The sequence below is a fragment of the Kribbella sp. CA-253562 genome (assembly GCF_050942265.1).
Lineage (GTDB): Bacteria > Actinomycetota > Actinomycetes > Propionibacteriales > Kribbellaceae > Kribbella.
Genome location: NZ_CP192049.1, coordinates 2,003,352 through 2,030,072 on the forward strand (window position 1 = coordinate 2,003,352; position 26,721 = coordinate 2,030,072).

27 protein-coding genes are annotated in these 26,721 nt (G+C 69.4%); 19 read left to right on the forward strand and 8 right to left on the reverse strand.

Annotation, left to right across the window (positions count from 1 at the left end):
* Positions 1-21 precede the first annotated feature (21 nt).
* Complete coding sequence (locus ACQPXM_RS09770; protein ID WP_432947006.1) at positions 22-1,830, forward strand: DEAD/DEAH box helicase; 1,809 nt, start codon at positions 22-24, stop codon at positions 1,828-1,830.
* A gap of 108 nt (positions 1,831-1,938) precedes the next feature.
* Positions 1,939-2,355 carry a YciI family protein gene (locus ACQPXM_RS09775; protein ID WP_432947008.1) on the forward strand — a complete coding sequence of 139 codons (417 nt, stop codon included), beginning with the start codon at positions 1,939-1,941 and terminating at the stop codon, positions 2,353-2,355.
* 702 nt (positions 2,356-3,057) lie between these two features.
* On the opposite strand, the gene ACQPXM_RS09780 is transcribed toward ACQPXM_RS09775, so the two are convergent.
* A complete protein-coding gene (locus ACQPXM_RS09780; RefSeq protein WP_432947010.1) occupies positions 3,058-3,903 on the reverse strand; it encodes a helix-turn-helix transcriptional regulator in 846 nt (281 codons plus the stop codon).
* Positions 3,904-4,003: 100 nt separating this feature from the next.
* Here ACQPXM_RS09780 and ACQPXM_RS09785 point away from each other — a divergent pair, with 100 nt between their 5' ends.
* Entirely contained in the window at positions 4,004-4,732 is a 729-nt protein-coding gene (locus tag ACQPXM_RS09785) for an SDR family oxidoreductase (RefSeq protein ID WP_432947012.1), read from the forward strand.
* 1 nt (position 4,733) lies between these two features.
* On the opposite strand, the gene ACQPXM_RS09790 is transcribed toward ACQPXM_RS09785, so the two are convergent.
* A complete protein-coding gene (locus tag ACQPXM_RS09790) occupies positions 4,734-4,922 on the reverse strand; it encodes a hypothetical protein (RefSeq protein ID WP_077013535.1) in 189 nt (62 codons plus the stop codon).
* A 76-nt stretch (positions 4,923-4,998) separates the two neighbouring features.
* Between ACQPXM_RS09790 and ACQPXM_RS09795 the strand changes: the two genes are divergently transcribed.
* Entirely contained in the window at positions 4,999-6,234 is a 1,236-nt protein-coding gene (locus ACQPXM_RS09795; protein ID WP_432947014.1) for an MFS transporter, read from the forward strand.
* 29 nt (positions 6,235-6,263) lie between these two features.
* Here ACQPXM_RS09795 and ACQPXM_RS09800 read toward each other — a convergent pair whose 3' ends face one another.
* On the reverse strand, positions 6,264-7,013 hold the full coding sequence (locus tag ACQPXM_RS09800; protein ID WP_432947016.1) for a hypothetical protein: 750 nt from the start codon (positions 7,011-7,013) through the stop codon (positions 6,264-6,266).
* 55 nt (positions 7,014-7,068) lie between these two features.
* Here ACQPXM_RS09800 and ACQPXM_RS09805 point away from each other — a divergent pair, with 55 nt between their 5' ends.
* Positions 7,069-7,713 carry an IclR family transcriptional regulator gene (locus tag ACQPXM_RS09805; RefSeq protein WP_133977902.1) on the forward strand — a complete coding sequence of 215 codons (645 nt, stop codon included), beginning with the start codon at positions 7,069-7,071 and terminating at the stop codon, positions 7,711-7,713.
* Positions 7,714-8,085: 372 nt separating this feature from the next.
* On the opposite strand, the gene ACQPXM_RS09810 is transcribed toward ACQPXM_RS09805, so the two are convergent.
* The gene (locus ACQPXM_RS09810; protein ID WP_432947019.1) at positions 8,086-8,571 is read right to left on the reverse strand and encodes an Lrp/AsnC family transcriptional regulator; all 486 of its coding nucleotides are present in this window, start codon (positions 8,569-8,571) and stop codon (positions 8,086-8,088) included.
* Positions 8,572-8,721: 150 nt separating this feature from the next.
* Between ACQPXM_RS09810 and hppD the strand changes: the two genes are divergently transcribed.
* The 6 genes from hppD to ACQPXM_RS09840 all read left to right on the forward strand — a co-directional run bounded on the left by hppD (position 8,722) and on the right by ACQPXM_RS09840 (position 14,809).
* Positions 8,722-9,924 carry a 4-hydroxyphenylpyruvate dioxygenase gene (hppD, locus tag ACQPXM_RS09815; protein ID WP_432947021.1) on the forward strand — a complete coding sequence of 401 codons (1,203 nt, stop codon included), beginning with the start codon at positions 8,722-8,724 and terminating at the stop codon, positions 9,922-9,924.
* 147 nt (positions 9,925-10,071) lie between these two features.
* A complete protein-coding gene (locus ACQPXM_RS09820; RefSeq protein ID WP_432947023.1) occupies positions 10,072-10,542 on the forward strand; it encodes a hypothetical protein in 471 nt (156 codons plus the stop codon).
* 70 nt (positions 10,543-10,612) lie between these two features.
* Positions 10,613-11,995, forward strand: a complete 1,383-nt coding sequence (locus ACQPXM_RS09825; RefSeq protein WP_432947025.1) for an FAD-binding oxidoreductase — start codon at positions 10,613-10,615, stop codon at positions 11,993-11,995.
* A 174-nt stretch (positions 11,996-12,169) separates the two neighbouring features.
* Positions 12,170-12,763 carry a hypothetical protein gene (locus ACQPXM_RS09830; protein WP_432947027.1) on the forward strand — a complete coding sequence of 198 codons (594 nt, stop codon included), beginning with the start codon at positions 12,170-12,172 and terminating at the stop codon, positions 12,761-12,763.
* A 6-nt stretch (positions 12,764-12,769) separates the two neighbouring features.
* A complete protein-coding gene (cseB, locus tag ACQPXM_RS09835; protein ID WP_432947029.1) occupies positions 12,770-13,468 on the forward strand; it encodes a two-component system response regulator CseB in 699 nt (232 codons plus the stop codon).
* A 75-nt stretch (positions 13,469-13,543) separates the two neighbouring features.
* Complete coding sequence (locus ACQPXM_RS09840) at positions 13,544-14,809, forward strand: ATP-binding protein (protein WP_432947031.1); 1,266 nt, start codon at positions 13,544-13,546, stop codon at positions 14,807-14,809.
* 51 nt (positions 14,810-14,860) lie between these two features.
* Here ACQPXM_RS09840 and fahA read toward each other — a convergent pair whose 3' ends face one another.
* Together fahA and ACQPXM_RS09850 are read right to left on the reverse strand one after the other, a co-directional pair.
* Positions 14,861-16,066, reverse strand: a complete 1,206-nt coding sequence (gene fahA, locus ACQPXM_RS09845) for a fumarylacetoacetase (RefSeq protein ID WP_432947033.1) — start codon at positions 16,064-16,066, stop codon at positions 14,861-14,863.
* A 33-nt stretch (positions 16,067-16,099) separates the two neighbouring features.
* Positions 16,100-16,948, reverse strand: coding sequence for a hypothetical protein (locus tag ACQPXM_RS09850; RefSeq protein ID WP_432947035.1), 849 nt, complete (start codon positions 16,946-16,948; stop codon positions 16,100-16,102).
* Between the two features lie 75 nt (positions 16,949-17,023).
* On the opposite strand from ACQPXM_RS09850, the gene ACQPXM_RS09855 reads away from it, so the two are divergent.
* The 6 genes from ACQPXM_RS09855 (at position 17,024) to ACQPXM_RS09880 (ending at position 22,322) form a co-directional block, all read left to right on the forward strand.
* The gene (locus ACQPXM_RS09855; protein WP_432947037.1) at positions 17,024-18,214 is read left to right on the forward strand and encodes a homogentisate 1,2-dioxygenase; all 1,191 of its coding nucleotides are present in this window, start codon (positions 17,024-17,026) and stop codon (positions 18,212-18,214) included.
* 466 nt (positions 18,215-18,680) lie between these two features.
* Complete coding sequence (locus tag ACQPXM_RS09860) at positions 18,681-19,133, forward strand: hypothetical protein (protein WP_432947039.1); 453 nt, start codon at positions 18,681-18,683, stop codon at positions 19,131-19,133.
* Between the two features lie 26 nt (positions 19,134-19,159).
* Entirely contained in the window at positions 19,160-19,747 is a 588-nt protein-coding gene (locus ACQPXM_RS09865) for a hypothetical protein (protein ID WP_432947041.1), read from the forward strand.
* Between the two features lie 404 nt (positions 19,748-20,151).
* Positions 20,152-20,325 carry a hypothetical protein gene (locus ACQPXM_RS09870; RefSeq protein WP_432947043.1) on the forward strand — a complete coding sequence of 58 codons (174 nt, stop codon included), beginning with the start codon at positions 20,152-20,154 and terminating at the stop codon, positions 20,323-20,325.
* 136 nt (positions 20,326-20,461) lie between these two features.
* Positions 20,462-21,151, forward strand: a complete 690-nt coding sequence (locus ACQPXM_RS09875; protein ID WP_432950978.1) for a methyltransferase domain-containing protein — start codon at positions 20,462-20,464, stop codon at positions 21,149-21,151.
* A gap of 55 nt (positions 21,152-21,206) precedes the next feature.
* Entirely contained in the window at positions 21,207-22,322 is a 1,116-nt protein-coding gene (locus tag ACQPXM_RS09880) for a winged helix DNA-binding domain-containing protein (RefSeq protein WP_432947045.1), read from the forward strand.
* A 6-nt stretch (positions 22,323-22,328) separates the two neighbouring features.
* On the opposite strand, the gene ACQPXM_RS09885 is transcribed toward ACQPXM_RS09880, so the two are convergent.
* Positions 22,329-23,222 carry an aminoglycoside phosphotransferase family protein gene (locus ACQPXM_RS09885; protein ID WP_432947047.1) on the reverse strand — a complete coding sequence of 298 codons (894 nt, stop codon included), beginning with the start codon at positions 23,220-23,222 and terminating at the stop codon, positions 22,329-22,331.
* Positions 23,223-23,320: 98 nt separating this feature from the next.
* Here ACQPXM_RS09885 and ACQPXM_RS09890 point away from each other — a divergent pair, with 98 nt between their 5' ends.
* Positions 23,321-23,947: a hypothetical protein gene (locus ACQPXM_RS09890; protein ID WP_432947049.1), complete on the forward strand. Its 627-nt coding sequence runs from the start codon at positions 23,321-23,323 to the stop codon at positions 23,945-23,947.
* Positions 23,948-23,950: 3 nt separating this feature from the next.
* Here ACQPXM_RS09890 and ACQPXM_RS09895 read toward each other — a convergent pair whose 3' ends face one another.
* Positions 23,951-24,724 (reverse strand): polysaccharide deacetylase family protein, encoded by a 774-nt coding sequence (locus ACQPXM_RS09895; RefSeq protein ID WP_432947050.1) that lies wholly within the window; start codon positions 24,722-24,724, stop codon positions 23,951-23,953.
* Positions 24,725-24,827: 103 nt separating this feature from the next.
* Between ACQPXM_RS09895 and ACQPXM_RS09900 the strand changes: the two genes are divergently transcribed.
* Positions 24,828-26,705, forward strand: a complete 1,878-nt coding sequence (locus ACQPXM_RS09900) for a bifunctional metallophosphatase/5'-nucleotidase (protein ID WP_432947052.1) — start codon at positions 24,828-24,830, stop codon at positions 26,703-26,705.
* The last annotated feature ends 16 nt before the right edge of the window (positions 26,706-26,721 follow it).

Sequence of the window (26,721 nt, forward strand, 5' to 3'; positions counted from 1 at the left end):
ACAGTCGAGTATCGGGGGAGTATGCCGTCCGTGGATTCGCACGTGCCAGCACCACCAGCCGTGCTTCCTCCGGCCTACCCGGACCGCGCAGCCTGGGGCACCGCCAACAAGCTGCGCGCCTGGCAGGCGGAAGCGCTCCAGCTCTACATGGACAAGCAGCCGAAGGACTTCCTGGCGGTCGCGACGCCGGGCGCGGGCAAGACGACGTTCGCGCTGACCGTCGCCGCCGAGTTGCTGCACCGGCGGGTGATCGACCGGGTCACCGTGGTGACGCCGACCGAGCACCTGAAGATCCAGTGGGCCGAGGCGGCCGACCGGGCCGGGATCGCGATCGACCCGGCGTTCGCCGGTGGCAAGGGCCGGACCAACAAGGATTTCCAGGGCGTCGCGGTGACGTACGCCGGGGTCGCGGTGAACCCGCTGGCCTTCCGTGTCCGGACCGAGCGGTTCCGCACACTGGTGATCCTCGACGAGGTGCACCACGGCGGTGACGCGCTGAGTTGGGGCGATGGCGTCAAGGAGGCGTTCGAGCCGGCCACCCGGCGGCTCGCCCTGACCGGTACGCCGTTCCGCAGCGACGACAACCCGATCCCGTTTGTCACCTACGAGTACGGTCACGACGGCGCGGCCCGCAGCAAGGCCGACTACACCTACGGCTACGGTCACGCCCTGCGCGACCACGTCGTCCGCCCGGTGATCTTCATGTCGTACTCCGGCGAGATGCGCTGGCGGACCAAGGCCGGTGACGAGGTCGCGGCGCGGCTGGGCGAGCCCCTGACCAAGGACCTGACCGCCCAGGCGTTGCGGACCGCGCTCGACCCGGCCGGCGAGTGGATGCCCGCCGTACTGGCCGCGGCGGACAAGCGCCTGACCGAGGTCCGGCGGCACATGCCGGACGCGGGCGGCCTGGTGATCTCCGGCGACCAGAACACCGCCCGGGCGTACGCGAAGGTCCTGCGCGAGCTGACCGGCGAGGCGCCGACTGTCGTGCTGTCGGACGAGAAGGCGGCGAGCAAGAAGATCGCGAAGTTCTCCGCCGACGACTCGCGCTGGATGGTCGCGGTCCGGATGGTCAGCGAGGGCGTCGACGTGCCGCGGCTGGCGGTCGGCGTGTACGCGACGCCGACCTCGACGCCGCTGTTCTTCGCGCAGGCGGTCGGCCGGTTCGTCCGGGCCCGCAAGCGCGGTGAGACCGCGTCGGTGTTCGTCCCGTCGGTCACCCGCCTGCTCGGCTTCGCCGCCGAGATGGAGGTCGAGCGCGACCACGTGCTCGGCCGCAAGAACAGCAACGACGACGGCGACATCTTCGCCCTCGAGGACGACCTGATCAAACAGGCCAACCAGGCCGAGGGCGCCAGCGACGACCTGGACGCGAAGTTCGAGGCACTGGGCTCCGACGCCAGCTTCGACCGAGTCGTCTTCGACGGCGGCGACTACGGCACCGGCGGCGACCTCGCCTCCGACGAGGAACTCGACTTCCTAGGCCTCCCCGGCCTCCTGGAACCCGACCAGGTCCGAGAACTCCTCCGCAAACGCCAGGCCAAGTCGATAGCCCAGCAAAAGCGCTCCCAACGAGGTCCCGACGCGGACAACACCTCGGCGGACCCCACTCCCACGGAGCTGGCCACCCACGAACAGGTAGCCCTACTCCGCCGAGAGCTCAACGGCCTCGTCGCCGCCTGGCACCACCGCACCGGCCAACCCCACGGCGTCATCCACAACGACCTCCGCCGCAAACTGGGCGGTCCCGCGGCGGCGCACGCGTCCTCCACCCAACTCCGGGAACGCATCGAACTGATCCGCGACTGGGCCAGCCAACGCCGAGCCTGACTCCCACCGAAAGAAAATTCTTCGCGAGCTTGTCGATCCGTCCGTCGCTCCGTTCGACCTGAGGGTGCGCGGGTCGAGAGCCGGCCCCGCGGCACGAAGGAGAACGCGATGCCGAAGTACATGCTGATCATGCGGGGCACCGACGAGACGAACGCCGCGATGATGGCATCGATCGACGAGGCAATGGCCGCAACCCGCCGCTTCATCGATGAGATGCTCGCAGCCGACGTCCTCCTCACCGCCGAAGGTCTGGACGACCCCCGCCGAGGCTTCGTCGTCGACTTCAGCGGCGAAACCCCACTGGTCATGGACGGCCCGTACGGCGAAACCAAGGAACTGTTCGGCGGCTACTTCCTGCTCGACGTCCCCTCGTACGAGGAGGCAGTCGAGTGGGCCAAGCGGGTCCCGGCGGTCCGTGGGTCGAAGATCGAGGTCCGCCGGGTGGCCGGGAAAGACGAGGTCCCGCAGCAGACCGAGGAGCTCGCCAAGCAGTCAGCCCAGCGCGAGCCCAGCAACCAAGGCTGATCGACCGGTCGACGTCGAGGCCGTCCGGCGGACCGAGTCGGCACGGCGTCAGCCGCGCTGAACACGAGAACCGCCGACGGCTGACGTGCGCGGTCTCAGGTCCGCCCACCGCCCAGGCACGACTCCAGCCAAGCTGGTCAGCCAGCCGACGACCTGAACTCGAGGCGGTCAGCCGTACGGCGGTCTGAGCCCGAGGCGGTCAGCCGTACCCTGGCATTAGCCAGAGGTGGTCAGCCGTACGGCGATGTGTGCCCGGGGTGGTCGTCCGTACGGCGGCCTGTGCCCGGTACGGCGCCTGAGCCCGAGGCGGTCAGGCGAACAGCGACCTGAGCCCAAGCCGGTCAGTCGGCCTGCAACCTCAGCCCCAGCCCTCGACCGGCGACGGCTAACCAGCACGCGGTCCCACACCCACCCAGCGGTGACGCGTGCTGACTTCTTGCCAAACAGCCGACCTGCACTCGGTGCGCCCAGGGAGGTAGCAAGAAGTTCACAGGTGGCACCTACGTGCACTGACCCGCCTACCCGCAGCCGGCGCCGCGAGGCCTGACCCACGCAAGCATGCCCACCCAACGCCAACCCCAGCCGGTCAGCCGACCGACAACCTCAGCCGAAGCCGGTGAGCCGCCCGGCAACCTCAGCCGCACCCGGTCAATCACCCCATCGCCCAGGTGCACAACGAAAAGAACACCCCGCGGCACACACTCAAGAAGGCGGAAAGAGCGTCTGAGTCCCGATCACCTCCAGCAGCCGCAGCGCCTGGTCGGACGGGGAGTTGTGTTCGGTCGTATAGAGCACGACCCGCTGATCGCGTTCCGGAATGACCATCACCTCGCAAAGCACGTCGATCCGGCCGACGAGCGGGTGGTTGAACGTCTGGCACATGCTCTGCTGCGTGCCGACCTCGTGCAGCGCCCAGATGCGGGCGAACTCCTCGCTCCCGCTGCGCAGGTCGTTGACGAGCGTCCTGATCGACTTGTCGTTCGGGTACTTGCCGGTCGCGGCGCGGAGGTCGGCGGCGGCTTCCCGGGCGAACGCCGCGGTGGCCTCTTCGCCGAAGAGTTCGCTCTGCGTGCTGCCGCTCAGGAACCGCAGGCGCAGCAGGTTGCGGTCGCGGGGAGGCAGCGCGGAGAAGTCGGTGATCAGCGCGGCGGCAATGGCGTTCCACGCCAGTACGTCGTACTTGGCGTCGAGGACCAGACCAGGCACGTCGAGGCGCGCGAGCATTCGCCGTACGCCGGTGCGCACCTCGGTGGGCGGCCCTGGAGGCGGTCCGGGCTGCTCGCCGGCGAGGCGGAAGAGATGGTCGCGCTCGGCGGTCGAGAGTTGCAGGGCACGCGCTAGGCCGGCCAGGACCGGGCGTGACGGACGAGGCCCGCGGGCCTGTTCCAGGCGGGTGTAGTAGTCGGTCGACATCGTGGCCAGCGACGCGACCTCCTCGCGACGCAGGCCCGGAGTCCGGCGACGGAGACCGGCGGGTAGGCCCGCGTCCTCAGGACGCAGTCGCTCCCGGCGAATGCGAAGGAAGTCTGCCAGCTCTGCCCTGTCCACCGGTCCAGGATCTCAGTTCGCCGAACCCCCAAACAGGGACGCTCGATCCCTGGATCGACCGACTCTGCCAGCGGCGGAGATCGCCGCCGAAGGTGGACGCATGACTCAGCAGAACATCGCGCTCGTCACGGGCGCTACGAAGGGAATCGGGCGGGAGATCGCCCGCCAGTTCGGCGGACTCGGGTGGACCGTGCTGGTGGCCGGGCGGGACCTGGGCCGCGCGGAGACGGTGGTCAAGGAGCTCGCCGAGGACGGCGTCGACGCGGCCGCGATCCGGGTCGAAGTGACCGACGAAGCGTCGATTGCGCAGGCTGCCGCCTGGATCGAGCGGACGTACGGGCGACTCGACGTACTGGTGAACAACGCGGCGATCATCGCCGACGGGGACGGACCGGTCAGCGAGGTGCCGGTGGACTCGTTACGAGCCGGCTTCGAGACGAACGTCTTCGGGCTGGTGGCAACCACCCAGGCGATGCTGCCGCTGCTCCGGCGCGCCGAGGCGGCGCGCATCGTCAACCTGTCGAGTGAGCTGGCGTCGCTCAGTCGGGTCGGCGATCCGGAGTCGCCGATGTCGACGGTCCTGACCACCGGCTACAACACGTCCAAGGCCGCCGTGAACATGGTCACCGTGATGCTGGCCAACGAGCTGCGCTCCAGCGGCATTCTGGTCAACGCCGCCGACCCCGGCAACTGCGCGACCGACATGGGCGGCTGGGACGCGCCGCGGACGCCGGCCCAGGGCGCGGCGGTCGTGGTGCGGCTGGCGACGCTGCCTGACGACGGCCCGACAGGTGAGTTGCACGCCGAGGACGGTCGGCTGCCCTGGTGAGTCAGTCGAAGTCGAAGATCGAGTTCCGGTCGTAGAAGTGCAGCACGTATCGGCAGTTCTGGCAGACCAGGAGGGTCATGCGATGGGAGGTGAATCCCCAGCGGGAGTCGCTGCGCGCCTCCTCCTGCTGGAACTGCGGGCAACTGCACAGCGGACAGGTGAGCGTCGGGGCTTGCGGCTGGTTCGTCATACCAGAACTGACGCAGCGGGCGGGCCTACGGTGCCCGGGGCGTTCGGGTTGTTTGGTCATGACATAAGTTGCTCGCGTGCCTCGTCTGCTGACCGACATCCGTCCGCTGCGGGAGTCGCCGGAGTTCCGGCGGTTGTGGATCGGGTCGACGGTGTCGCAGCTGGGCCAGCAGATGACCGCGGTGACAGTGTCGATCCAGGTGTACGCGCTGACCGGGTCGACCTTCTCGGTGGGGCTCGTCGGGTTGTTCGCGCTCGTCCCGTTGATCGTCTTCGGCCTGTACGGCGGGGCGATGGCCGACGCGATCGATCGGCGCACGCTCGCGCTGGTCAGCTCGGCCGGGCTCTGGCTACTCTCGATGGTGCTGGTCGTGCAGTCCGTGCTCGAGTGGGAGCTGGTCTGGGTCCTGTACGCCGTGGTCGCCGCCCAGTCGGCGTGTTTCGCGGTGAACAACCCGGCCCGGTCGGCGATCATCCCGCGGCTGATCCGGCCCGAACTGCTGCCGGCGGCGAACACGCTCAGCCAGGCGGCCTTCAACCTCGGCTTCACCGCCGGCCCGCTGCTCGGTGCCTCGGTGATCGCCTGGCACGGCTTCGCGGCGGCGTACCTGGTCGACGTGGTGACGTTCACGGCCGCGCTCTACGCGTTGTTCCGGTTGCCGGCGGTGCCGCCGACCGGCGAGGTCCGGCGGGCGGGGATCCGGTCGGTGCTCGAGGGCTTCGCGTTCCTGCGGACGGCGCCGGCGCTGCTGGCGACGTTCCTGGCCGACATCCTGGCGATGGTGTTCGCGCAGCCGCGGGCGCTGTTCCCGGCGGTGGCGGGCGCGTTCTTCGCCGGCGGGGTGAAGACCGTCGGTCTGCTCCAGGCGGCGCCGGCGATTGGGGCGTTGCTCGGCGTGCTGTTCTCCGGCTGGGTCAGCCGGGTGCGCCGGCAGGGCATCGCGATCGTGGTCGCGATCACGGCGTACGCCGCCGCGGTCGGGCTGTTCGGCTTCGCCCGCTCGATCTGGCTCGGGGTCGCGCTGCTGGCGATGTCCGGCATGGCCGACATGATCAGTTCGGCGTACCGGAACACCGTGCTGCAGTCGGCGGCCCCGGACGCGATGCGCGGGCGTTTGCAGGGTGTGTTCATCGTGGTGGTCGCGGGTGGGCCGCGCCTCGGCGACTTCGTGGCGGGTACGGCGGCCGACCTCACCACGCCGACGATCGCGCTGGCCGGTGGCGCGTGCGTGTGCATCCTCGGCCTGCTGATCCTGCTCGCCCGCAACCGCCCGTTCCGCGAGTACGACGCCGATGTCCGTGCGCTGCGCTGACCGCCGCGCCCAGGGAGACGCCGGTCAGTTCAGCCGCCGGTGATCAGCTTCTTCAGCACCGTCGGCCACGAGTCCATGTCCGGGTTGATCTGCCGAAGTTCCTTTCCGTCGACGGTGACCAGCTTGCGGTCGCCGAGCGGTTCCTTCAGCTTGATCGCGGTCAGCGAGATCTCGTCGTCCACCGGGCAGGGCTGGGTCCGGTCCACGACGGCGGTGATCTTGTCCTCGCCCTGCTCGACCTTCAGGTCGAACGCGCAGTCGGCCTCGACGCCGATCAGCAGGTCGCCTTCGTCGTACGACGGCCGGTTCTGAATCCATTTCAGGTACTTCGGCTTCTTGTCGCCCATCAACTGGTACGCCTCGACCGGCTGCGGCTTTTCCTCGCTGGCCGTGCCGCTGCCGTCGCCGATGAAGGTGCCGTAGATCATCGTCACGCAGGGGTCGTCGGTGGTGCGCTTCTTGTTGCCCTCGGGTGGGGCTTCGACCGCGCCCCACGCGGTCGCGGCCTGGTAGCAGCCGTTCGCCTCGCGGTTGAGGGAGATGTTGAAGCCGACCAGCGCGAGGGCGGCCACAACGAGCAGGCCGGCGAGCATGCGGCGAGACTGGATCCGCTTCGGCGAGAGCCGCTGGCCCGCCGGTTCGGCGTCCTCGGGGTGCTGCTTGAACAGCCCGAGCACGGTGGTCGTCCACTGCGGGTTGATCAGCGTCGGGACCGCGTAGAGCAGGATCAGCACGACCGCGACGGCGATGGCCGGCAGCAGGGACCAGTAATTTCGCACGGCAGCAAGATACGGCGCCATCGGTCCGCGCCCGAAAAACGGATACTCTTCAGGGGTGCCGGCAGAGACGTCCCAGACGCTCGATCGAGGGCTGACGGTCCTCGAGTTGCTGGCGGACGCCCCGGACGGGTTGTCGATCACCGAACTCGCGGCGTCGCTGGGGGTCAGCCGGACAGTGGTGTACCGGCTGGTCAACACGCTCGAACTGCACCGGTTGGTCCGGCGCGACAGCGAAGGCCGTGCCCGGCTCGGGCTCGCCGTCCTGCACTACAGCCGACGGGTCCAGCCGACGCTGCGGGACGCCGCGCTGCCGGTCCTGCGGTCACTCGCCGAGGACACCGGCGCCACCGCGCACCTGACCGTCGCCGACGGCGAGGAAGCACTCGCGATCGCCGTGATCGAACCGAGCTGGACCGACTTCCACGTCTCGTACCGAATGGGTTCGCGCCACGCTCTCGACCAGGGAGCCGCCGGCAAGGCAATCCTGGCCGGCCGCCGCAAACCCGACCCCGCGGGCCGCCCCTTCGTGATCACCGCCGGCGAACTCCAGGCCGGCGCCCAGGGCGTGTCGTCCCCGGTGCTCGGCGTGCCGGGCGTCGAGGCGTCGATCGGAGTGGTCGTGCTCGGCAAACTCGACCGCGACTTCGTCGGCCCACGCGTCGCCCGCGCCGCGGTCGAAGTAGCCAAGCGCCTGGCCTGAACTTCGGCCGAACCCGTCGTGGTTGAGGTCGCCACGCGCCTCGCTCGAACATCGGTCGTACCCGCTCGCGGACCCAGCAGCACGAACCGATCCGCGTCGTCGAGCAGATCGCCCCGAGGTCGCCGGGCGCTGCGCCTGAACGCCTGCTGGACTCTGAAGGATGACGACGGCTGGGTCGAGGCCGATGCCAATCCGGCGCTCGATCGAGGCGCGGCACCAAGCCGAGAGAGCTGTCCAGCAAGCTCTCCAGCACGCTGCCCGGTGTTGACCGCCCAGCTACACCCGCCCGCATGAACGCCCACCACTGACCAACCCGACGACACCCGACCGTCGCACGCTCAGCAATCGCTCGCGCCAGCGCTCAGGCGCAGGTCAGTGGGTGCTGGACGTCCGCGAAGTCGCCGCTCGCAGCAACGGCAGGACTCGATGGGGGATCTGCTCCGCCAGCGCGATCACGGTCGACGCCCGCTGGATGCCCTGCACGATCACGACCTGATCGATCACCCGCTGCAAATCGGCGTTGGAGCGGGCGACGATGCGGCACCACAGGTCCTCGGCGCCGGTGATGGTGTGGACCTCGAGGACCTCGGGGATCGCCGCGAGGGCGGCGGCGACCGTGGTGTGGCCGGAGCCTTGCTCGATCTGCAGAGTCGCGAAGGCCGTCACCGGATAGCCGATCGCCGCGGTGTCGACGTCTGGTCCCCAGCCGCGGACCACGCCGTCGCGTTGCAGCCGGTCCAGTCGTGCCTGGACGGTGCCGCGGGCGACGCCGAGGCGGCGCGAGGCCTCCAGGACGCCGACGCGTGGTTCGGTGGCGAACAGGTCCAGGATCCTGGCGTCCAGCGCGTCGACCGACATGCCATCCTCCCGAGTGGTCAGGGTGACCAAATAGTCCAGCAGTAGTCCGACGATACTGCACAACCTGCGCAGTCAAACCAGAAACTGTTGCGCAACCTGTCCGCACCCGCGAGGCTCCAGACAAGCTAGCCACCGATTGGGAGGACCGCGATGACCAGCACCGACCTCACCCCCGCCGAGCTCGACGCCGAACTCGACCTCGACCAGCTCAAGCAACTGGTCGGCCTGGTGCCGTACGACGAGAGCAGCGACCCGTTCCCGGTGACCGCGATGGACGCGGTCGTGTTCGTGGTCGGCAACGCCACGCAGACCGCGAAGTTCTACCAGCTCGCGTTCGGCATGGATCTGGTCGCGTACTCCGGCCCGGAGACCGGCAACAAGGACGCCAAGTCGTTCGTCCTCAAGGCCGGCTCGGCCCGGTTCGTGATCAGCGGCGGCGTGCACCCGAAGAGCCCGCTGCTCGACCACCACCGCAGGCACGGCGACGGCGTGGCCGACCTCGCGCTCGAGGTCCCCGACGTCGACAAGTGTGTCGAGCACGCCAGGAAGCAGGGCGCGACCGTCCTGGAGGAGCCGAACGACGTCTCCGACGAGCACGGCACGATCCGCCGCGCCGCGATCGCGGCGTACGGGGAGACCCGGCACACGCTGATCGACCGCAGCCGGTACGACGGCCCGTACCTGCCCGGCTTCGTAGCGGCCAAGACCGCCGTGACCCGGCCGGAGGGGCACCCGAAGCGGCTGTTCCAGGCCGTCGACCACGTGGTCGGCAACGTCGAGCTCGGCAAGATGGACGAGTGGGTCACCTTCTACAACAAGGTGATGGGCTTCGTGAACATGGCCGAGTTCATCGGCGACGACATCGCCACCGACTACTCCGCGCTGATGTCCAAGGTGGTCGCCAACGGCAACCACCGGGTCAAGTTCCCGCTGAACGAGCCGGCGATCGCGAAGAAGAAGTCGCAGATCGACGAGTTCCTGGAGTTCTACGACGGCGCCGGCGCCCAGCACATCGCGCTGGCCACCAACGACATCCTGCGCACCGTCGACATCATGCGGGCCAACGGCGTCGAGTTCCTCAACACGCCCGACTCGTACTACGAGGACCCCGAGCTGCGCGAGCGGATCGGCAACGTCCGGGTGCCGATCGAGGAGCTGCAGTCGCGCGGCATCCTGGTCGACCGCGACGAGGACGGCTACCTGCTGCAGATCTTCACCGCGCCGATCGGCGACCGCCCGACGGTGTTCTACGAGCTGATCGAGCGGCACGGCTCGCTCGGCTTCGGCAAGGGCAACTTCAAGGCGCTGTTCGAGGCGATCGAGCGCGAGCAGGAGCGCCGCGGCAACCTCTGAACCGGGCCAGGATCCCGACACGCTGGGTACCGCCCCTGATACCGACAGTTCAACGTCCGATTACCGGATTGACTGTCAGGTCAGGGGCGGTTCGCGTACGCTGCCCAGTGGACGGGCGTCGGGGCGCACGTCCAGGAAGGGTTTCCGATGAAGACACTGGGCATTCTGCTCAGCACCGCGGGCCTGGCCGGAGTGGGCGCGATCGCTCTGGCCTCACCAGCTCAGGCCGTCGAAGAGGCCAACTGCCCGGGTGCCAGACCGATCTCGTCCGCACAGATCTTCCGTGACAACAAGCCGCCGGGCTGGGGCGACATCAAGCTCATGCGCGACAGTTGCTCGCAGTACTGGGCCGAGGTCGTGATGGACTCCCGGCTGCCGCAGTACGCGATGACCAGCGCGTACCTGGTGCAGACCGGCGGATCCAACAACGGCCGCGTCCTGTCGTGCGACAGCAGCGGCGGCACCGGCGCGGTGGTCGCCGGGCAGCGCACCTGCCGGACGCCGAAGGTGAAGTCGCGGGACACCAGTACGACGTTCACCGCGATGGCCCGGGAGTTCCGCAACTTCGGCAGCGGCTGGGACAAGATCTCCGAGAACCGGACCGCCCGCACCCGCTGACCGGAACCGGACGACACCACCGCTCGACGACAAGCTGCCCTGGCATCAACAGCCCATTAGGCTCGATGTCATGAGTGAGGTCGTCGAGCGGTTGCGTCAGGTTCTGCCTCCGGAAGCACTGGTCACCGACCACGACCGGATGCAGAGCTACCGGTACGACCGGGCGATGTTCTGCCCGGCCGGAGAGCCCGCGGCAGTGGTGCTGGCCAGAGAGACCGCCCACGTGCAGGCAGCGGTACGCGCCGCTGCCGAGTTCGGCGTGCCCGTGGTTCCGCAGGGCGCGCGGTCCGGGCTGTCCGGCGCCGCGAACGCGCTGGACGGCTGCGTGGTGATCTCGCTGGAGAAGATGGACAAGATCCTCGCGATCGAGCCCGTCGACCGGTACGTCGTGACGCAGCCCGGCGTGTACAACGCCGTGCTGTCGCGCGCCGTCGCCGAGCAGGGCCTGTTCTACCCACCGGATCCGTCCAGCTGGGAGTTCTGCTCGATCGGCGGCAACCTGTCGACCAACTCCGGCGGCCTGTGCTGCGTGAAGTACGGCGTGACCACGGACTACGTGCTCGCGCTCGAGGTCGTGCTCGCGAGCGGCGAGGTGCTGCGCACCGGCCGGCGGACCGTCAAGGGCGTCGCGGGCTACGACCTGACCAAGCTGATCGTCGGCAGCGAGGGCACGCTCGGCATCATCACCGAGGCGACGCTGTCGCTGCGCCCGCAGTCGGCCAAGCCGCGGACGATGGCGGCGCTGTTCGGCTCCGGGGTGGCGGCCGGCGAGGCGATCGTCGAGATCATCCGCTCCGGCGTCTCGCTGAGCCTGCTGGAGATCATGGACCGGACGACGATCCAGGCGGTCAACGCCTACAAGCGGATGGACCTGCCGACCGACGCGGCCGCCATGCTGATCGCGCAGTCCGACGCGGGCGGTGCCGCCGGCGCGGCCGACATCGCGACGGTCGCCAAGCTCTGCCGCGAGTACGGCGCGATCGAGTGCATCGAGGCCGACGACGAGGCCGAGGGTGAGTTGTTGCTGGAGGCCCGCCGGGCCGCGCTGGTGGCGCTGGAGCAGCTCGGTACGACGATGATCGACGACGTCTGCGTGCCGCGGTCGCGGCTGGCCGACTTCATCGGCGCGGTCGAGCAGTGCGCGAAGGAGCTGGACATCACCGTCGGCGTCCTGGGACATGCCGGCGACGGCAACATGCACCCGACCGTGGTGTTCGACGCCCAGGATCCCGAGCAGGCCCGGCGGGCGCAGGCGGCGTTCGACAAGATCATGGAGATCGGCCTCGAGCTGGGCGGAACCATTACCGGGGAGCACGGCGTCGGAGTGCTGAAGCGCGCTTGGCTGGCCGAGGAGATCGGGCCGGTCGCGCTGTCGGTGCACGAGGCGATCAAAACCGCGCTCGACCCGCAGGGCTTGCTGAATCCGGGCAAGGTGGTGGCCGGTCGTTCGTGAGCTGAGAGTTCTTTCACCTTTGTGACTCAACCGCAACGGAACTGCCGAGGCAGCCGGACGTTTGTGGCCGCCGGTTGTGACGTCCGGGCCGCACTATGGAAAGTAGTTGTCCGAATCACGGGGGGACATCGATCGGTGAGGCATTTCAGGAGGCCACCCATGCGAGCTGGGCGCGTGCTGCCGGCCGTGCTGGCCGTGGTCGCCCTGATGCTCGGGGCCGGCTGTGCGAACGGCGGCGGCCTGCGGGTGGAGGGCGCCGAGCCCACAACGAGCGCCGCACCTACGCCGTCGGCGACGCCGAGCCGCAGGAGCATCGCCCCCGAGCAGGGCGACCGCCGTCCGACGCCCGCCACGGTCAGCCTCGCCCAGGTCCGGTTGAAGCTGCTCGCCGACAAGAAGCTCGAACCGTTCTTCCGCACGCTCCTGGACACCTGCATCGTGGTGGAGCGCTGCATGAGCCGTGGCCCGACCGTGAACGTCATCCGGTCGGCGTACCCGCAGCTCGTGGTGTACATCCACGTGGACAACACCTTCAACTACGGTGCTGTGCTGATGGCCGCCGAACCCACCGGTCCGCGCCGGATTTGGGGTTTGCGGGCGGATCAGACCAAGATCAGTGCCAGCCAGAACGGCGACCTCGTGGTGGAGTCCAAGCACTTCGCCTTGAACGACAAAGCTTGCTGCCCGTCTGTAACCCGGGTCCAGATCTTCCGTTGGAATGGTCGGCAGATGAATTTGGTGAGCTCGCAGGACCAAAAGGGAGACTGAACTTCGGTGGTACCGGAAGAACCGGCAGCGCGCATCCTGATGGTCGAGGACGACGCGGTGATCCGTGAGGCGACCCAATTGACCCTCGAGCGGCACGGCTACGACGTCACCACGGCCGAGGACGGCCTGGAGGCGATCGAGAGTTTCGAGAAGATCCATCCCGACGCGGTGATGCTGGACATCATGCTGCCCGGCCTGGACGGCATCTCCGTGTGCCGCCGGATCCGGGAGACCAGCCTGGTCCCGATCGTGATGGTGTCCGCGCGCGGCGACGCGCTGGACGTCGTCCTGGGCCTGGAGGCGGGCGCGGACGACTACGTGACCAAGCCCTTCGACACCCAGGTCCTGGTGGCCCGGCTGCGTGCGGTGATGCGGCGCGCGGTGGTGGACCCGGAGCGGCCCAGTCCGTCGGCCGGCTCCGGCGTCGAGTCGTTCGGCGACCTGGAGCTGGACCGGGAGGCTCTGGAGGTACGCCGCGGCGGCACCACCGTTCAGCTGACCCCGACCGAGCTCAAGCTGCTGATCGAGTTCGCGAACAACCCGGGCGTCGTGCTCAGTCGCAGCACGTTGCTGCAGCGGGTCTGGGACTACGAGTGGGGCGGCGACGGCCGGTTGGTCGACGTCCACCTGCAGCGGCTGCGGACGAAGATCGGCGCGGACCGGATCGAGACCGTGCGCGGGTTCGGGTACAAGCTGCGCGCGTGAGGTGTCTGGCAGAACCGGGTGGCAGTGCGCGGTGCCGCCCGGAGCTGACGTGCTGACCCCGGACGGAGGACACCTGTGGGGCTTCGCAGCAAGCTCGGCCTGATCTTCCTGCTGGTCTCCTCGCTGGCGATCCTCGTGCTCTGCGTCGCGGTCTACACGCAAGCGGAGTCGTCCCGGCTGGACCGGACCCGCGGCCTGGCCGACGAACGGATCAAGGCCGCCGCCCAGACCTACGACCAGAACGGGGTCGAGATCCTCGGGTCGCGGCTGGACGATCCCGCCGTGCCGGAGCCGCTGCGCGAGGCGGTCCAGCAGGGCAAGCGGGCGACGTTCAAGACCGGTTCGCCGAACCCGAAGATGTGGGCGGCGGTCGAGGTCAAGGACGGCAGGATCCTGTCGATCGTGCAGGACTACGACAACGAGGACCCGTCGATGAACGCGTTGCGGCGCGCGCTGATCATCGGGGGCATCGGCACGGTCGCGATGGTGGCCCTGGTCAGCGTGGTCGCGGCCGGCAGCCTGTCGCGGCGGATCGTCGCCGTGGCCGGTACGGCGCGCCGGATCGCCGGAGGTGAGTTGGACGCCTCGGCGGTCGAGACGATCGGCCAGGGCAACCGCAACAAGGACGAGGTGCACGCGCTGGCCACGGCGATCGACTCGATGGCGAGCTCGCTGCGTGGGCAGTTGGAGGCCGAGCGCCGGTTCACCGCGGACGTCGCGCACGATCTGCGGACCCCGGTCACGGGCCTGCTGACGGCCGCGGAGCTGCTTCCGCCGGGCCGGCCGAGCGAACTCGTGCGGGACCGGGCGAAAGTGCTGCGTGGCTTGGTCGAGGACCTGCTGGAGATCGCGCGGTTCGACTCCGGATTCGAGCAGGCTGACCTGGAGAACATCGGGCTCGGCGCGTTCGTCGGTTCGGCGGTCGGCCGGCTGCGCATGCAGCAGGCGATCGCGCCGGACGACGTGGTCGTCCGGCAGGACGGCCCGGAGGCGACGGTGTCGACCGACTCGCGCCGGGTGGAGCGGATCCTGGCGAACCTGATCGTCAACGGCCTGCGGCACGGCAAGGCGCCGATCGAGGTGAACGTGCACGGCCGGACCGTCGAGGTGGTCGACCACGGGCCCGGCTATCCGGAGGAACTGATTGCCGAGGGCCCGCGACGGTTCCGCTCCGGCATGGCCGAGCGTGGCGCGGGACACGGGCTCGGCCTGACCATCGCGGCCGGGCACGCCAAGGTGCTCGGCGCCGAGCTGACCTTCGGTGCCGCGCCGACCGGTGGAGCACTGGCCCGGCTGGTGTTGCCGCCGGCACCTGAGACGGAATCTACACACAACTTCTGACGCCTGCCCTACAAGTCCACCACCAAGCGTGGGCCAAGGTACCGTCCACCGTCAGCTGATCGCCGGGGTGATGCGGCCAGTCACCTCGCCCAGGCCGATCCTGCGCCCGTCGGACGTGGTGGCCCAGCCGGTGATCGTGACCTCGTCGCCGTCCTGCAGGAAGGTTCGCTGTTCGCCGTTCACCGTCACCGGCTCGCGTCCGCCCCAGCTGAGTTCGATGAACGACCCGCGCTGATCCTTCTCCGGGCCGCTGACGGTGCCCGACGCGAACAGGTCACCGGTGCGCACGGAGGCGCCGTTGACCGACAGGTGGGCCAGCATCTGCGCCGGCGACCAGTACATCCCCCGGTACGGCGGCGTGCTGACCAGTTGCCCGTTCCACCGGACCTCGAAGATGATGTCGGGATTCGTCAGCTCGGCGCCCGCGAGGTAGGGCAGCACCGGCGGATCCTGCGGCGCGAGCGGAACCGCCGCGTCCTTCAGCGCCTCCAGCGAGACGACCCATGGCGAGATCGACGTCGCGAACGACTTGCCCAGGAACGGCCCGAGCGGCACGTACTCCCACGCCTGGAGGTCTCGCGCCGACCAGTCGTTGACCAGCACCACGCCGTACACGTGGTCCTCGAAGGAGTCGACACCGACCGGCGTGCCCAGCGCGGACGGCGTACCGACGACGAAGCCGAGCTCGACCTCGATGTCGAGGCGCTCCGACGGCCCGTACGTCGGGACGTCGGCCGCGGGCGGTTTGCGCTGGCCGCGCGGCCGCACGATCTCGGTGCCGCTGGCAACGACCGTGCCGGCCCGGCCGTGGTAGCCGACCGGGAGGTGTTTCCAGTTCGGCAGCAGCGGTTCGGAGTCGGGGCGGAACAGGCGGCCGAGATTCGAGGCGTGCACCTCGGAGGCGTAGAAGTCGACGTAGTCGGCGACCTCGAACGGCAGTTGCATCGTCACCTCCGACCGGGGGATCAGGTGCGGCTCGACGGCGTCGCGTGAGTTCGGGTTGCGCGCCAGGTCGAGCAACCACTCCCGGGTCGCCTTCCACGTCGCGCGGCCGCGTCCGAGGAACGCGTTCAGCGTCGGCTGGTTGAACAGCTGCGACCCGTCCAGCATCTGCGCCGACGCGACCGGGGCCAGGTCGATCAGGTGGTCGCCGATCGCGGCGCCGATCCGCGGCTCCTCGTCGCCGAGCCGGAACACGCCGAGCGGCAGGTTGTCCGGGCCGAACGGGGTGTCCGCGGGCAGGTCGATCCAGGTCACAGGGCCCTCCGGGGTCCAGGAGTCGGGGTGAGGTCAGGCGAGCAGGCCGAGCGCTTTCAGGTCGGCGTACGGTTCGTCGATGCTGCAGGAGCCGTACGACGTGAACCAGCGGCGGGCGTTCTCGGCCTGCTGCTCGGACAGGTCGCGCGCCGTCGCGGCGAGGGTTTCGCCGTCACGCTCATCGAGGATCGCGGTCAGGTCGTCGAGGCCGGCGCCGTCGAGCGACGCACGGGTGGCGAGCAGCACGTTGAGGAAGCCGTGATGCTCGAAGCCGGTGTCGTCCGCGGTGTGTCGGACGGCGTTGTGCAGGCCGGCGGTGCACTTGAACGGGACCTCGCGGTCCAGGCAGGCGGTGACGAACGCGGCGACCTGGTCGGCGCGGGGGAACAGCGATGCGTCGAGGCCGCCGGTCCGGAGCTTGGCCGCGTATCCGGCGTCGGCGACCACGTCGAGGGCTCGCTCCCAGGCGCCGTCCAGGCCGATCTCGACGAACGCGTTCTCCTCGTCCAGACAGTCGTCGCAGGCCCGGACGACGCGCAGCGCGTTGCGGGACAGGTCGTCCTCGTCACGCAGCCGGACCTCCACCGCGGTCACCGTGACGTCGGCCGAGCGGTCGCCGTACCGGACGGCGGGCTCGATGCCACCGGCGCCGCCGGTGATCACCACGGCGACCTCGAGCGGGCCGTCGCCGGTCTTCGCGGCCTCGGCGGCGACCGTCATCAGGTCCTGGTCGGCGCAGACGAACGCGCCGACCAGTTCTGCGTACGGCGCGGTGCGGTGGGCGCGGTGAGCGGCCACGGCCTCGGGCAGCGGCAGGTTCCCGGGCGGGAACATCGCGGCGTCGTCGACCAGGTGCCGGAACAGCGCGGGGACGGTTGACATGGCTCCGAGCCTAACGGATCCTTTCGGTAAGCGGACAGATGTGTCCGATAAACGGAGAGTCTGGAAGAAGGAGTCATGGCTTACTACCGGCAGGTCGGTCAGGTCCCGCCGAAGCGGCACACCCAGTTCCGAAAGCCGGACGGCGGGCTCTACTACGAGGAGCTGATGGGCGAGGAGGGCTTCTCGTCCGACTCGTCGCTGCTGTACCACGCGGGCGTGCCGTCGGCGATCGTCGACAGCCAGGTGTGGTCGTTGCCCGATCTCGCGACGACTCCGAACCACCCGTTGACACCGCGGCATCTGAAACTGCACGACCTGTTCGACGGCGTCGCCGGGCACAACGTCGTCGAGCACCGGCGGCTGGTGCTCGGCAACGGCGACGTCCGGATCTCGTACGTCGCGGCCGGCGAAGCGTCGCCGTACTACCGCAACGCGATCGGCGACGAGTGTGTGTACGTCGAGAAAGGGTCGGCGACGGTCGAGACGGTCTTCGGCGTACTGGAGGCGCGGGAGGGCGACTACGTGCTGATCCCGCGGGCGACGACGCATCGCTGGTTGCCGGGCGCCGACGGGGTGCACGCGTACTGCATCGAGGCGAACAGCCACATCGCGCCGCCGAAGCGGTACCTGTCGCGGTACGGGCAGTTCCTGGAGCACGCGCCGTACTGCGAACGGGATCTCGTGACGCCTGCCACGCCGTACGTGGTGGAGGGCACGGACGTCGAGGTGCTGGTGAAGCACCGGGGCAACGGGCCGGGCGGGATCGTCGGTTCGCGCATGACGTACGCGACGCACCCCTTCGACGTCGTCGGCTGGGACGGTTGCCTGTATCCGTACACCTTCAACGTGAGCGACTTCGAGCCAATCACCGGCCGCATCCACCAGCCGCCACCGGTGCACCAGGTCTTCGAGGGCCACAACTTCGTGATCTGCAACTTCGTGCCCCGCAAGGTCGACTACCACCCGCTGTCGGTGCCCGTGCCGTACTACCACTCCAACGTCGACTCCGACGAGGTGATGTTCTACTGCGGCGGCGACTACGAGGCCCGCAAGGGTTCGGGCATCGGTCTCGGCTCCATCTCCCTCCACCCCGGCGGCTACGCCCACGGTCCCCAGCCGGCGGCGATCGAGGCGTCGCTCGGCGCTGAGCGCTTCGAGGAGTTGGCGGTCATGGTCGACACCTTCCGGCCGCTGGAACTCGGCGAGGGCGGGATGGCGGTGGACGACGGCGTGTACGCGTGGACCTGGGCGGGGCGCCGGTTGTAGACGAGCCCCTACGCAGGCCCCTCCGCTCGCTGGCGCTCCCTCCGGTGCCAGCTCCCACCCACCCTGTGCAAGTGGTGCGCGTGCTGTCGCCCGCTTCGAGCGGTGGGCTCGCGCCCACGAGCGCTGCCGCGCTTCCAGCGTCTGGGCTATCGCCCACGGAAGCGCGTGCTGGCGCCCGCTTCGATTGGGTCGGCTGGCGCGCCCGACCTGTGCGCGTTTTCCCGCGCGCCGAGTTCGTAGCCTGCGGCCACCAACTTGCGGGTGGGCGCCCGAGTCGGCGCGCTGTCGCCCGCAGCTGGTGTCGGCTTCGCGTTTCAGTGCGTGTCGCCGCGCTGACCCCAGGTGCTTAGCCCGAGTACGGGCGCGGTACGGGCAGCGGCGTGTCGGTCGCAGGTCGTACCGTCATGCGACGTTCGGCCCCGCGATATCGGTGCGGGTCGGCCAAGGCAACTGGCTGGAGGATTTGGTGACGAGACGCGTTCTGGGTGCCGTGGTGGGGATCGCGGTGTTGCTCGGTGGGTTGTTGGTGGCCACTCCGGCGCAGGCGGTCGACGGGCTCGAGTTCGTTTACGTCGGGGAGCAGTGGGACGAACCCGAGGGGCGCGCCGAAGCTCACATCGATTTCCGTAGCCGGACGAGTGTCGTCTTCCGGGACTTCACGGTGCGCGACGTGTGTCCCGGTGACGGACTGCCGGTGCGCGCTCGCGCGGGGTGGACCTACACCGACGGAAGTCCCGGTGTGAGTTCGTGGAAGGCTGACACCAACGGCTGCGGGCCCAACGGCACCAACTTCGGGGACATCTCCCACACCGGTTCCAGGGTGGTGGCGAGGGCTTGGATCACGGTGTGCGTCTACAGGCAGTCGGGCGGCAACGTGCGCTGCGAGACCAGCTATGGCCTGGACAACCAGTACCGGTGAGCCACGAGGACGTAGGGTTCAGGGCTGTGACCGAGACTGATGTGCTTGTGTTGCGGCCGGCTTCTGGTCCGCGGCGGCAGGTCTTCACGATCGTGGCTGTCATCTCGGTTGTGCTGGTCGTCGGCGGCGTCATGGCCGGTGGCGGGCCGGCGTTGATCACCAGCATCAGCCTGGTTCTGTTGCTGGCGGCCACTATCGCCGTCTACCTGTCCCGCTCCCGCGTCGTCGTCACGCCGGCCGAGATCTCGGCACGCGGCCTGACCTTCCACCGGCGTCGCGACCGCGCGCTCGCCGCGTCGGTGATCCGGGCCACCGTCGTCCAGCCCGGTGCTGTCTCCGAGACGGTCGTCGTGCTCGATGCCGCCGGACATGCGCTGCTCACCATCAACGGCGCCCTCTACGCGCCCGCTGATCTCGACCGGCTGATCCACCACCTCGGTCTGCCCACCGGTGGGCCCGCCAGACCGGTCACCCTGACGCAGCTGGCTCTCGAGCGTCCCGGCACCGTGGGCTGGGTCGGGCGGCACCCGGTCGCGTTCACGCTGCTCTGCGCTCTCGGCTTCGCCGTTGGCGCGGTGGTTCTCGGAGTCGTGGTCGCGGCCGTGACGAGCTGAGCCGCCCGCTGCGGGCACCCAATCCGTACGCCGGGCTGCGCGCGCCGGAGGCGGGCCCCCGGGTTGCTACCGTCCATCGACATGGAGTCGCGGACAATTCAGCTGGACGGCGCCGCCCTGCACGTCGGCGTGACCGGCCAAGGCCCCGACGTGCTGGTGCTGACCGGCGGTCCGGGCTGCGTGCAGTACCTGGAACGGGACGAGATCTCACCTCCCAACCACCGAGCCTGGTACCCGGAACCGCGAGGAGTCGGCCGATCTGGCGGCGGCCCGCACAGCATGGAACGGGCGATCGCAGATCTCGAAGGCATCCGCGCTGCGGTCGGTGTCGACCAAATGATTCGTTCGCGGACTGGATTCATCACCCCGGGCTGTGGCGAGGGCTGGCCGACTGTGAGGTGCCGATGCATTTTGTTGCCGCCGGCGACGACATCCGCCCTTCCTGGCCGCTGGCGCAACTTGCCGCACTGCTTCCGCGCGGCAGGTTCTCGACGGTGCCCGGCGTGCCGCATGACTTCTGGTCGACTCACCCCGAGGTCTGGACCAAGACCGTCACCGCCGCGTGCGCCGCGATGTAGCGGTTCGGGCAGCGCTTCTTGACCAGAAGGGCCGCGATGCCGGCGAATGTCGACAGCACGGCGGCGTTGCGGTTTGATCGAGTAGCCGCACCGACGGGTGCGGGCCTGCCGACGGAAAGAGCGCTCAGTGCCGACGATGGACTACGACGACTTCGCTGAGGCATACGCCGCGGACAACGAGGTCAACCTGCTCAACGGCCACTACGAGCGCCCGGCGATGCTGAACCTTGCCGGTGACGTGGCCGGCCGGCGCATCCTCGACGTCGGCTGTGGCGCCGGTCCGTTGTCGGCAGCTTTGCGCGACCGCGGCGCGATCATGAGCGGCTTCGACCGGAGCGCGGAAATGCTCGCACTGGCGCGCCGGAGGCTGGGCGACGACGCTGACCTGACCGTCGCCGATCTGGCCAAGCCGCTCCCGTACGCCGACGCCGCGTACGACGACGTCGTCGCCTCTCTCGTCCTGCACTACCTGGAGGACTGGACCGAGCCGCTCGCCGAGCTCCGCCGGGTGCTGAAGCCGGGCGGACGCCTGATCCTCTCGGTGAACCACCCCATCGTCTACACGGCGTTGAACCCGGACGGCGAGTACTTCGACACCGTCGCGTTCACCTACGACGCCGAGCACGCCGGCCGTACGGTCGTCTACACGAATTGGCACCGGCCGCTGCAGGCGATGAACGACGCCTTCACGGCAGCAGGGTTCCGGATCTCGGTCATCAGCGAGCCGCCGATCGCCGAGGACACGCCGGGCGAACTGCGTCCGCCGAACCAGAATCACCCGGCGCGGTTCATCTGCTTCATCTTCTTCGTGCTCGAGGCCTGCTGACTCGCATGTCCAGCAGCGGACGGATTCCGTCCGGGATCGATGCAAGGATGCGGCCATGGAGACGTCGACCGAGGCCGCGGTCACTTGGGCCCAGGCGCTGGCCTGGCGGATGGGTCGACACCTGCTCGACCCGATCGGGACGGAGTCGGCGAGCGGCGTCGTTCGCCGGCTCGGTGCGGTGCTGTCCATGGACGAGTCCCTCGCCGAGCTCGCCGTGAGGACCCGTTGCAAGACGTCGCGTCCCGGCGAGCTCGCGGCGGCGTTGGCGGACGGGACGGTGATCAAGGCGTTCGCGTTCCGCGGGGCGATGCACTACCTCTCGCCCGAGGAGGGCGGCATCTACCTCGCGCTCCGATCGGCCGGGCGGCAGTGGGAACTGCCGAGCTGGGTGGAGCACTACCGGCTCGCGCCGCACGACTGGCCCGACTTCCGAGCAGCGGTGCGTGACGCGCTGAGCGACGGACCGCTGACCATCACCGAGCTCGGTGATGTGCTGACGGGCCACCGGGCCTACCGGCATCTGAAGCCGGTCTTCGCCGACGGCGCGGGCACACTGATCAAGCCGCTCACGTGGCAAGGGGACGTAAGCCTGGGTCCACTCCGGGACGGACGGCACACCTTCCAGCGCCTCGACAGCAATCCGCGGTGGCAGGGGATCCCCGACCTCGACGACGCGGGTCCGCGCGCCATCACGGCGTACTTCCGCAGCTACGGACCAGCGACACTCGCCAATCTCCACTATTGGCTCGGCAACGGCCTCAGCGCCGGCCGGAAACGGCTCAACGGCTGGATCTCCGGGCTCGGCGACCGCCTGGCTGCTGTCGACGTGCAGGGCACCACGGCGTACGTGGTGCGGGAGCACGTCGACGCGCTGGTTGCTTCGCGGCCTTCGGAGGCAGTGCGGTTCCTTCCTGGGCACGACCAGTGGGTGATCGGCCCCGGCACCAATGACGTTCACGTGACCCCGTCGTCGCGACGCGAGCCGATGACCCGCAAAGCCAATCCCGTGCTAGCCGGCGGCGTCGTCTGCGGCACCTGGGCGCACAAGGGTGACGAGCTCACGGTCACCTGGCTCGACGAGCGGCGGCCACCCGAGGAGGCCATCGAACAGGAGGCCGCGCGACTGGCCGGCATCCTCGGTCGGGACCTGCACTTGAGACGGACCTCGTAGCGGCCATCAAGTGGGCCTTTCCTCCAGAATGCGGGCGAGTGTCCGGCGTCCCATCCTGCTCATCGTCGGGTTGCTCTCGATGTAGTACCAGACCACGCCCATCGCCTGTTGGAACGCCCAGGCCTTGCCGCGCTCCCACTCCAGATCGTCACTCCCCAGGGTCTGCCGGAGCACGTCCCGAGGGCCTGCCTCCAACAGGTGCCAGGCACCGACCAGATCCAGCGCGGGATCGGCCGGACCGAAGCCGCCGGTGTCGAGTACGCCGCTCAGCCGCTCTCCGGTGACCAGTACGTTGCCGGGAATCAAGTCGCGATGGCTCATCACATCGGCAGCCGTACGGGGCAGTTCCCGAAAATCGCTCCACGCCCGGCGCAGCCGGGGCACGTCGAGCAGCCCCTCACTCTCCTCGAAGCACTTCGCCATCCATTCGTCGTGGTCGGCGAGAACGCCGCCACGACCTTCGCCACTGAATCGCCGCCCTCGCGTGTCGGCGTTCCGCAGAGCTGCGATGAAGGCGGCGAGGTCCTCGGCGAAAGCCTCCGACCCACTCGGGTCGGCTTCGAAGGCGATCGTGCCCGGCAGCCACGTCTGGACCGACCACGGCATGGGGTAACCCGCTCCGGGCCTGCCCAAGGCGACGGGTTCCGGGACGGGGAACGGAGACACCTGCGCCAGCTCCGCGCTCGCCCGGGCTTCCTGCTCCAGCACCACCAGTACGTCGTCAGCCTCGGCCAGACGCAGTGGGAAACGCGCGGAGAGGTCGTCCCCGATCCGGAAGATGGCGTTCACCGTCCCGGTCGACGGCAGCAGCCGAATCGCCTTGCCGCTCCACTGCGGGAACTGCTGCTGGATCAGGGCCGCGACGGTCTCGGTCGTCACGTCCACTTGGTCTTCGTGCATGGTCGTCTTCCTACACGACGCTCACCACCAGCAGCACTTCCTTTTCACCGATGCGGTGTCGGGAGGCGAGTGGACTGGAGGCCTGCGAGGCTAGGGGGATGAGCGAGCAGGTTCCGGTGCAGACGTTTGTGGTGGGCATCGATCGGGACGCGATGGCCGCGCGGCGGGCGCGGGTGCGGAACGGGTTGCGGCGGGGAGCCTGGGTCACGGCCGGGATCGGTGCCGTGGGCATCGGGGTTGCGGTCTACGCGCTGCTCGCGTTCCGGGGGTCCGGGATGTGGCCGTTCATGCTGCTGCTGATCGCGAGCATGCTGCCGCTGATCGCCAGTACGGTGCTCGCGCTGCGGCTCGACCGGGACCGGCAGCAGTGGTTCGCCGCGAACGAGTTGCCGCCGGTCGCGCTGCGGATGTCGCCGAAGGCGCTCGAGCTGGCGCCCGAAGGGGCGTCGTACGCGGTGGTGTTGCCGTGGGCGACGGTTCGGGGCTTCCAGCAGGTGAAGCTCTTCGGGCAGTACGTGCTGGAGTTGCGCCTGCAGCCCGGCGTGGGGGCAACGACCGCGGGCGTGCGTGGGCTGGATCAGCCCGCGGTACGGGCGGTGGTGAAGCCGCATCCGCTGTTGCGGCCGACCGGGATGTTCCCGGTCAACGCGCTCGACCAGCCGATCCATGTCATCGACCAGGCGCTGCAGCACTACTCCGGGGGGAAAACCGCGATTCTGCGCTGAGCCTCAGCAGGGCAGCGCGCGGAACGTGTAGCCCTGGGCCGCGAGCTTGGGCAGCGCACGATCCAGCGCCTCGACGGTTTGCGAGCGGTCGCCGCCGCCGTCGTGCATCAGGAAGATCGCTCCGGGCCGGGCGCCGCGCAGGAGCTTGCGTTCGATGCTCGCCACGCCGGGCTTCGACCAGTCCTTGGTGTCGACGTCCCAGAGGATCTGCCGCTGGTGGTACTGCGCGGCGACCGCCGCCACGTGGGCGTTGGTGTCCCGGAACGGCGGCCGGAAGCAACTGGACTTCACGCCGGTGGAGATCGCCTCGCGCAGCCGTGCGGGCGGCAGCTTGGTCAGCATCGGGTGGTCCCAGGTGTGATTGCCGATCCGGTGGCCGGCGCGGCGGGTGGTCTCGACCAGGGACGGGTGAGCGGCGGCTTCCCGGCCGAGCACGAAGAACGTCGCCTTCGCGCGGTGCTTGGCGAGCACGGCGAGCACCTTCGGCGTGTAGATCCGCTGCGGGCCGTCGTCGAACGTCAGGTAAAGGACCTTGCCACCGGCCTGCAGGTTCCAGTTCGCCGTCGGGGTGCCGGTGCGCTGGTTCTTGCGCGTCACCGGAGGCTTCGTCGAGTTCCCGGCGGGCAGGTGGACGGCCAGCGGGCCGTGCGCGACCGGTCGCAGCGAGGGGGCGGCAAGCAGATGCGGGTGGTCGGCCGGCTGGGCGGCCTGGGCCAGGGCGGCCCCGAGAAGTACGGCGGCAGCGAGCAGCAACTTGCCGGGCGGCGGCAGGGTCATGGGCGGCATCCTCTCCCGGCGACCGGGCCATCCCCGCGTCACGACGGCGCGTGTCGCACGTATCGTGGCCGCCGTTGTGACCAACGACGCGTGAGGCGGACAGATGACGGACAACTGTGACCGGACGATCGGGAGGCGCACGATGATCTCGGGCGCGGCGGCGACCGCACTGGCGGCTGCGGGGTACCAGGCGGCTCCGGCGTACGCCGGACAGACGCACGGCGGCGGGCCAGGGCAGCGCACGGTCCGGCTGAGCGTGCTCGGCACCACCGACCTGCACGGCAACGTCTTCAACTGGGACTACTTCAAGAACGCCGAGTACGACGACTCGGCGCACAACGACATCGGCCTGGCGAAGATCTCCACGCTTGTCACGGCGGTCCGGACCCGGATCGCGGCCGAGCGCCGTACCCCGGCGCCACTGCTGCTCGACGCCGGCGACACCATCCAGGGCACGCCGCTGGCGTACTACTACGCCAAGATCGAGCCCATCACCGGTCGGAACGGTACCGGCGGCCACATCCATCCGATGGCGGCCGCGATGAACGCGATCGGGTACGACGCGGCGGCGCTCGGCAACCACGAGTTCAACTACGGCCTCGACATCCTGCGCAAGTTCCAGACGCAGCTGACGTTCCCGCTGCTCGGCGCGAACGCGCAGGACTGGACCACCGGGCTGCCGGTGTTCCCGCCGTACGTGCTGAAGCGGGTGCACGTGCCGGGCGCCGGGCGGCCGATCACGGTCGGCATCCTCGGCCTGACCAACCCGGGCATCGCGATCTGGGACAAGGCGACGGTCGACAACAAGGTGAAGTTCGGCGGCATCGTCGAGCAGGCCGAGTACTGGGTGCCGCGGGTCCGTAAGGCCGGCGCCGACGTCGTCATCGTTTCCGCGCACAGCGGGATCGACCTCAGTTCGTCGTACGGCGACGCGCTGCCGGTGCCGGAGAACGCGTCCGGCCCGATGGCCGAGCAGGTTCCTGGCATCGACGCCGTCCTGGTCGGGCACGCGCACCAGGAGGTGGCCGAGCGGTTCGTCACGAACCAGCAGACCGGCGAGCAGGTCCTGCTGGTCGAGCCGCTGAAGTGGGGCATGCGGCTGGCGCAGCTCGACCTCGACCTGCAGCTGCAGCGCGGCCGGTGGAAGGTCGTCGCCAAGCACAGCCAGGTGCTCAACGCGAACTCGGTCGAGGCCGACCCGAAGGTGGTCGAGCTGCTCCAGCAGGACCACGACACGGTGGTCGGCTACGTGAACTCCAAGATCGGCACCTGTACGACGGCGATGTCGGCGGCGACCGCGCCGTGGGAGGACACCGCCGCGATCGACTTCGTGAACTTCGTCCAGGCCGACGCGGTGGCCAAGGCGCTCGCCGGTACGCCGGAGGCCGCGCTGCCGGTGCTCGCGATCGCGGCGCCGTTCAACCGGGCGGCCGCGATCCCGGCCGGTGACGTGTCGGTGCGTGACGTCGCCGGGCTCTACATCTTCGACAACACGCTGCTCGCGGTGAAGCTGACCGGCGCGCAGGTGAAGGAGTACCTGGAGTTCAGCGCGCAGTACTACAAGCAGGTCACCGGCACCGGCCCGTTCACTCCCGACCAGGTGACGAACGCCCCGACGCCGACCGCGCCGAACGGGACCCCCGACTACAACTACGACATCCTCGGCGGCCTGACCAAGCCGCTGGTCTACCGGATCGACCTGGCCCAACCGGTCGGCTCCCGGATCACCGGCCTGTCGTACGACGGTGCCGCGGTCGCCCCGGACCAGCAGTTCGTCGTTGCCGTCAACAACTACCGCCAGTCGGGCGGCGGCAACTTCCCGCACATCTCGAAGGCGCCGGTGCTCTACAACCGGCAGGTCGAGATCCGCCAGCTGATGATCGACTACGTCACGGCCACCGGCGAGGTCGACCCGGCCACGTTCGCGACGAGCGACTGGGCGCTGGTCTCCAACGGCAGCCCGATCGTGGTCAAGGACTGATCCGGGGACCGGGCGG

What these genes read in the sequence shown, in the direction of transcription:
- ACQPXM_RS09770 (WP_432947006.1), top strand. Translation starts at nt 22, where the DNA reads ATGCCGTCCGTGGATTCGCACGTGCCAGCACCACCAGCCGTGCTTCCT.
- ACQPXM_RS09775 (WP_432947008.1), top strand. Translation starts at nt 1,939, where the DNA reads ATGCCGAAGTACATGCTGATCATGCGGGGCACCGACGAGACGAACGCC.
- ACQPXM_RS09785 (WP_432947012.1), top strand. Translation starts at nt 4,004, where the DNA reads ATGACTCAGCAGAACATCGCGCTCGTCACGGGCGCTACGAAGGGAATC.
- ACQPXM_RS09790 (WP_077013535.1), bottom strand. Translation starts at nt 4,922, where the DNA reads ATGACGAACCAGCCGCAAGCCCCGACGCTCACCTGTCCGCTGTGCAGT.
- ACQPXM_RS09810 (WP_432947019.1), bottom strand. Translation starts at nt 8,571, where the DNA reads ATGTCGGTCGACGCGCTGGACGCCAGGATCCTGGACCTGTTCGCCACC.
- hppD (WP_432947021.1), top strand. Translation starts at nt 8,722, where the DNA reads ATGACCAGCACCGACCTCACCCCCGCCGAGCTCGACGCCGAACTCGAC.
- ACQPXM_RS09820 (WP_432947023.1), top strand. Translation starts at nt 10,072, where the DNA reads ATGAAGACACTGGGCATTCTGCTCAGCACCGCGGGCCTGGCCGGAGTG.
- ACQPXM_RS09825 (WP_432947025.1), top strand. Translation starts at nt 10,613, where the DNA reads ATGAGTGAGGTCGTCGAGCGGTTGCGTCAGGTTCTGCCTCCGGAAGCA.
- ACQPXM_RS09850 (WP_432947035.1), bottom strand. Translation starts at nt 16,948, where the DNA reads ATGTCAACCGTCCCCGCGCTGTTCCGGCACCTGGTCGACGACGCCGCG.
- ACQPXM_RS09855 (WP_432947037.1), top strand. Translation starts at nt 17,024, where the DNA reads ATGGCTTACTACCGGCAGGTCGGTCAGGTCCCGCCGAAGCGGCACACC.
- ACQPXM_RS09870 (WP_432947043.1), top strand. Translation starts at nt 20,152, where the DNA reads ATGCATTTTGTTGCCGCCGGCGACGACATCCGCCCTTCCTGGCCGCTG.
- ACQPXM_RS09875 (WP_432950978.1), top strand. Translation starts at nt 20,462, where the DNA reads ATGGACTACGACGACTTCGCTGAGGCATACGCCGCGGACAACGAGGTC.
- ACQPXM_RS09880 (WP_432947045.1), top strand. Translation starts at nt 21,207, where the DNA reads ATGGAGACGTCGACCGAGGCCGCGGTCACTTGGGCCCAGGCGCTGGCC.
- ACQPXM_RS09885 (WP_432947047.1), bottom strand. Translation starts at nt 23,222, where the DNA reads ATGCACGAAGACCAAGTGGACGTGACGACCGAGACCGTCGCGGCCCTG.
- ACQPXM_RS09890 (WP_432947049.1), top strand. Translation starts at nt 23,321, where the DNA reads ATGAGCGAGCAGGTTCCGGTGCAGACGTTTGTGGTGGGCATCGATCGG.
- ACQPXM_RS09895 (WP_432947050.1), bottom strand. Translation starts at nt 24,724, where the DNA reads ATGACCCTGCCGCCGCCCGGCAAGTTGCTGCTCGCTGCCGCCGTACTT.
- ACQPXM_RS09900 (WP_432947052.1), top strand. Translation starts at nt 24,828, where the DNA reads ATGACGGACAACTGTGACCGGACGATCGGGAGGCGCACGATGATCTCG.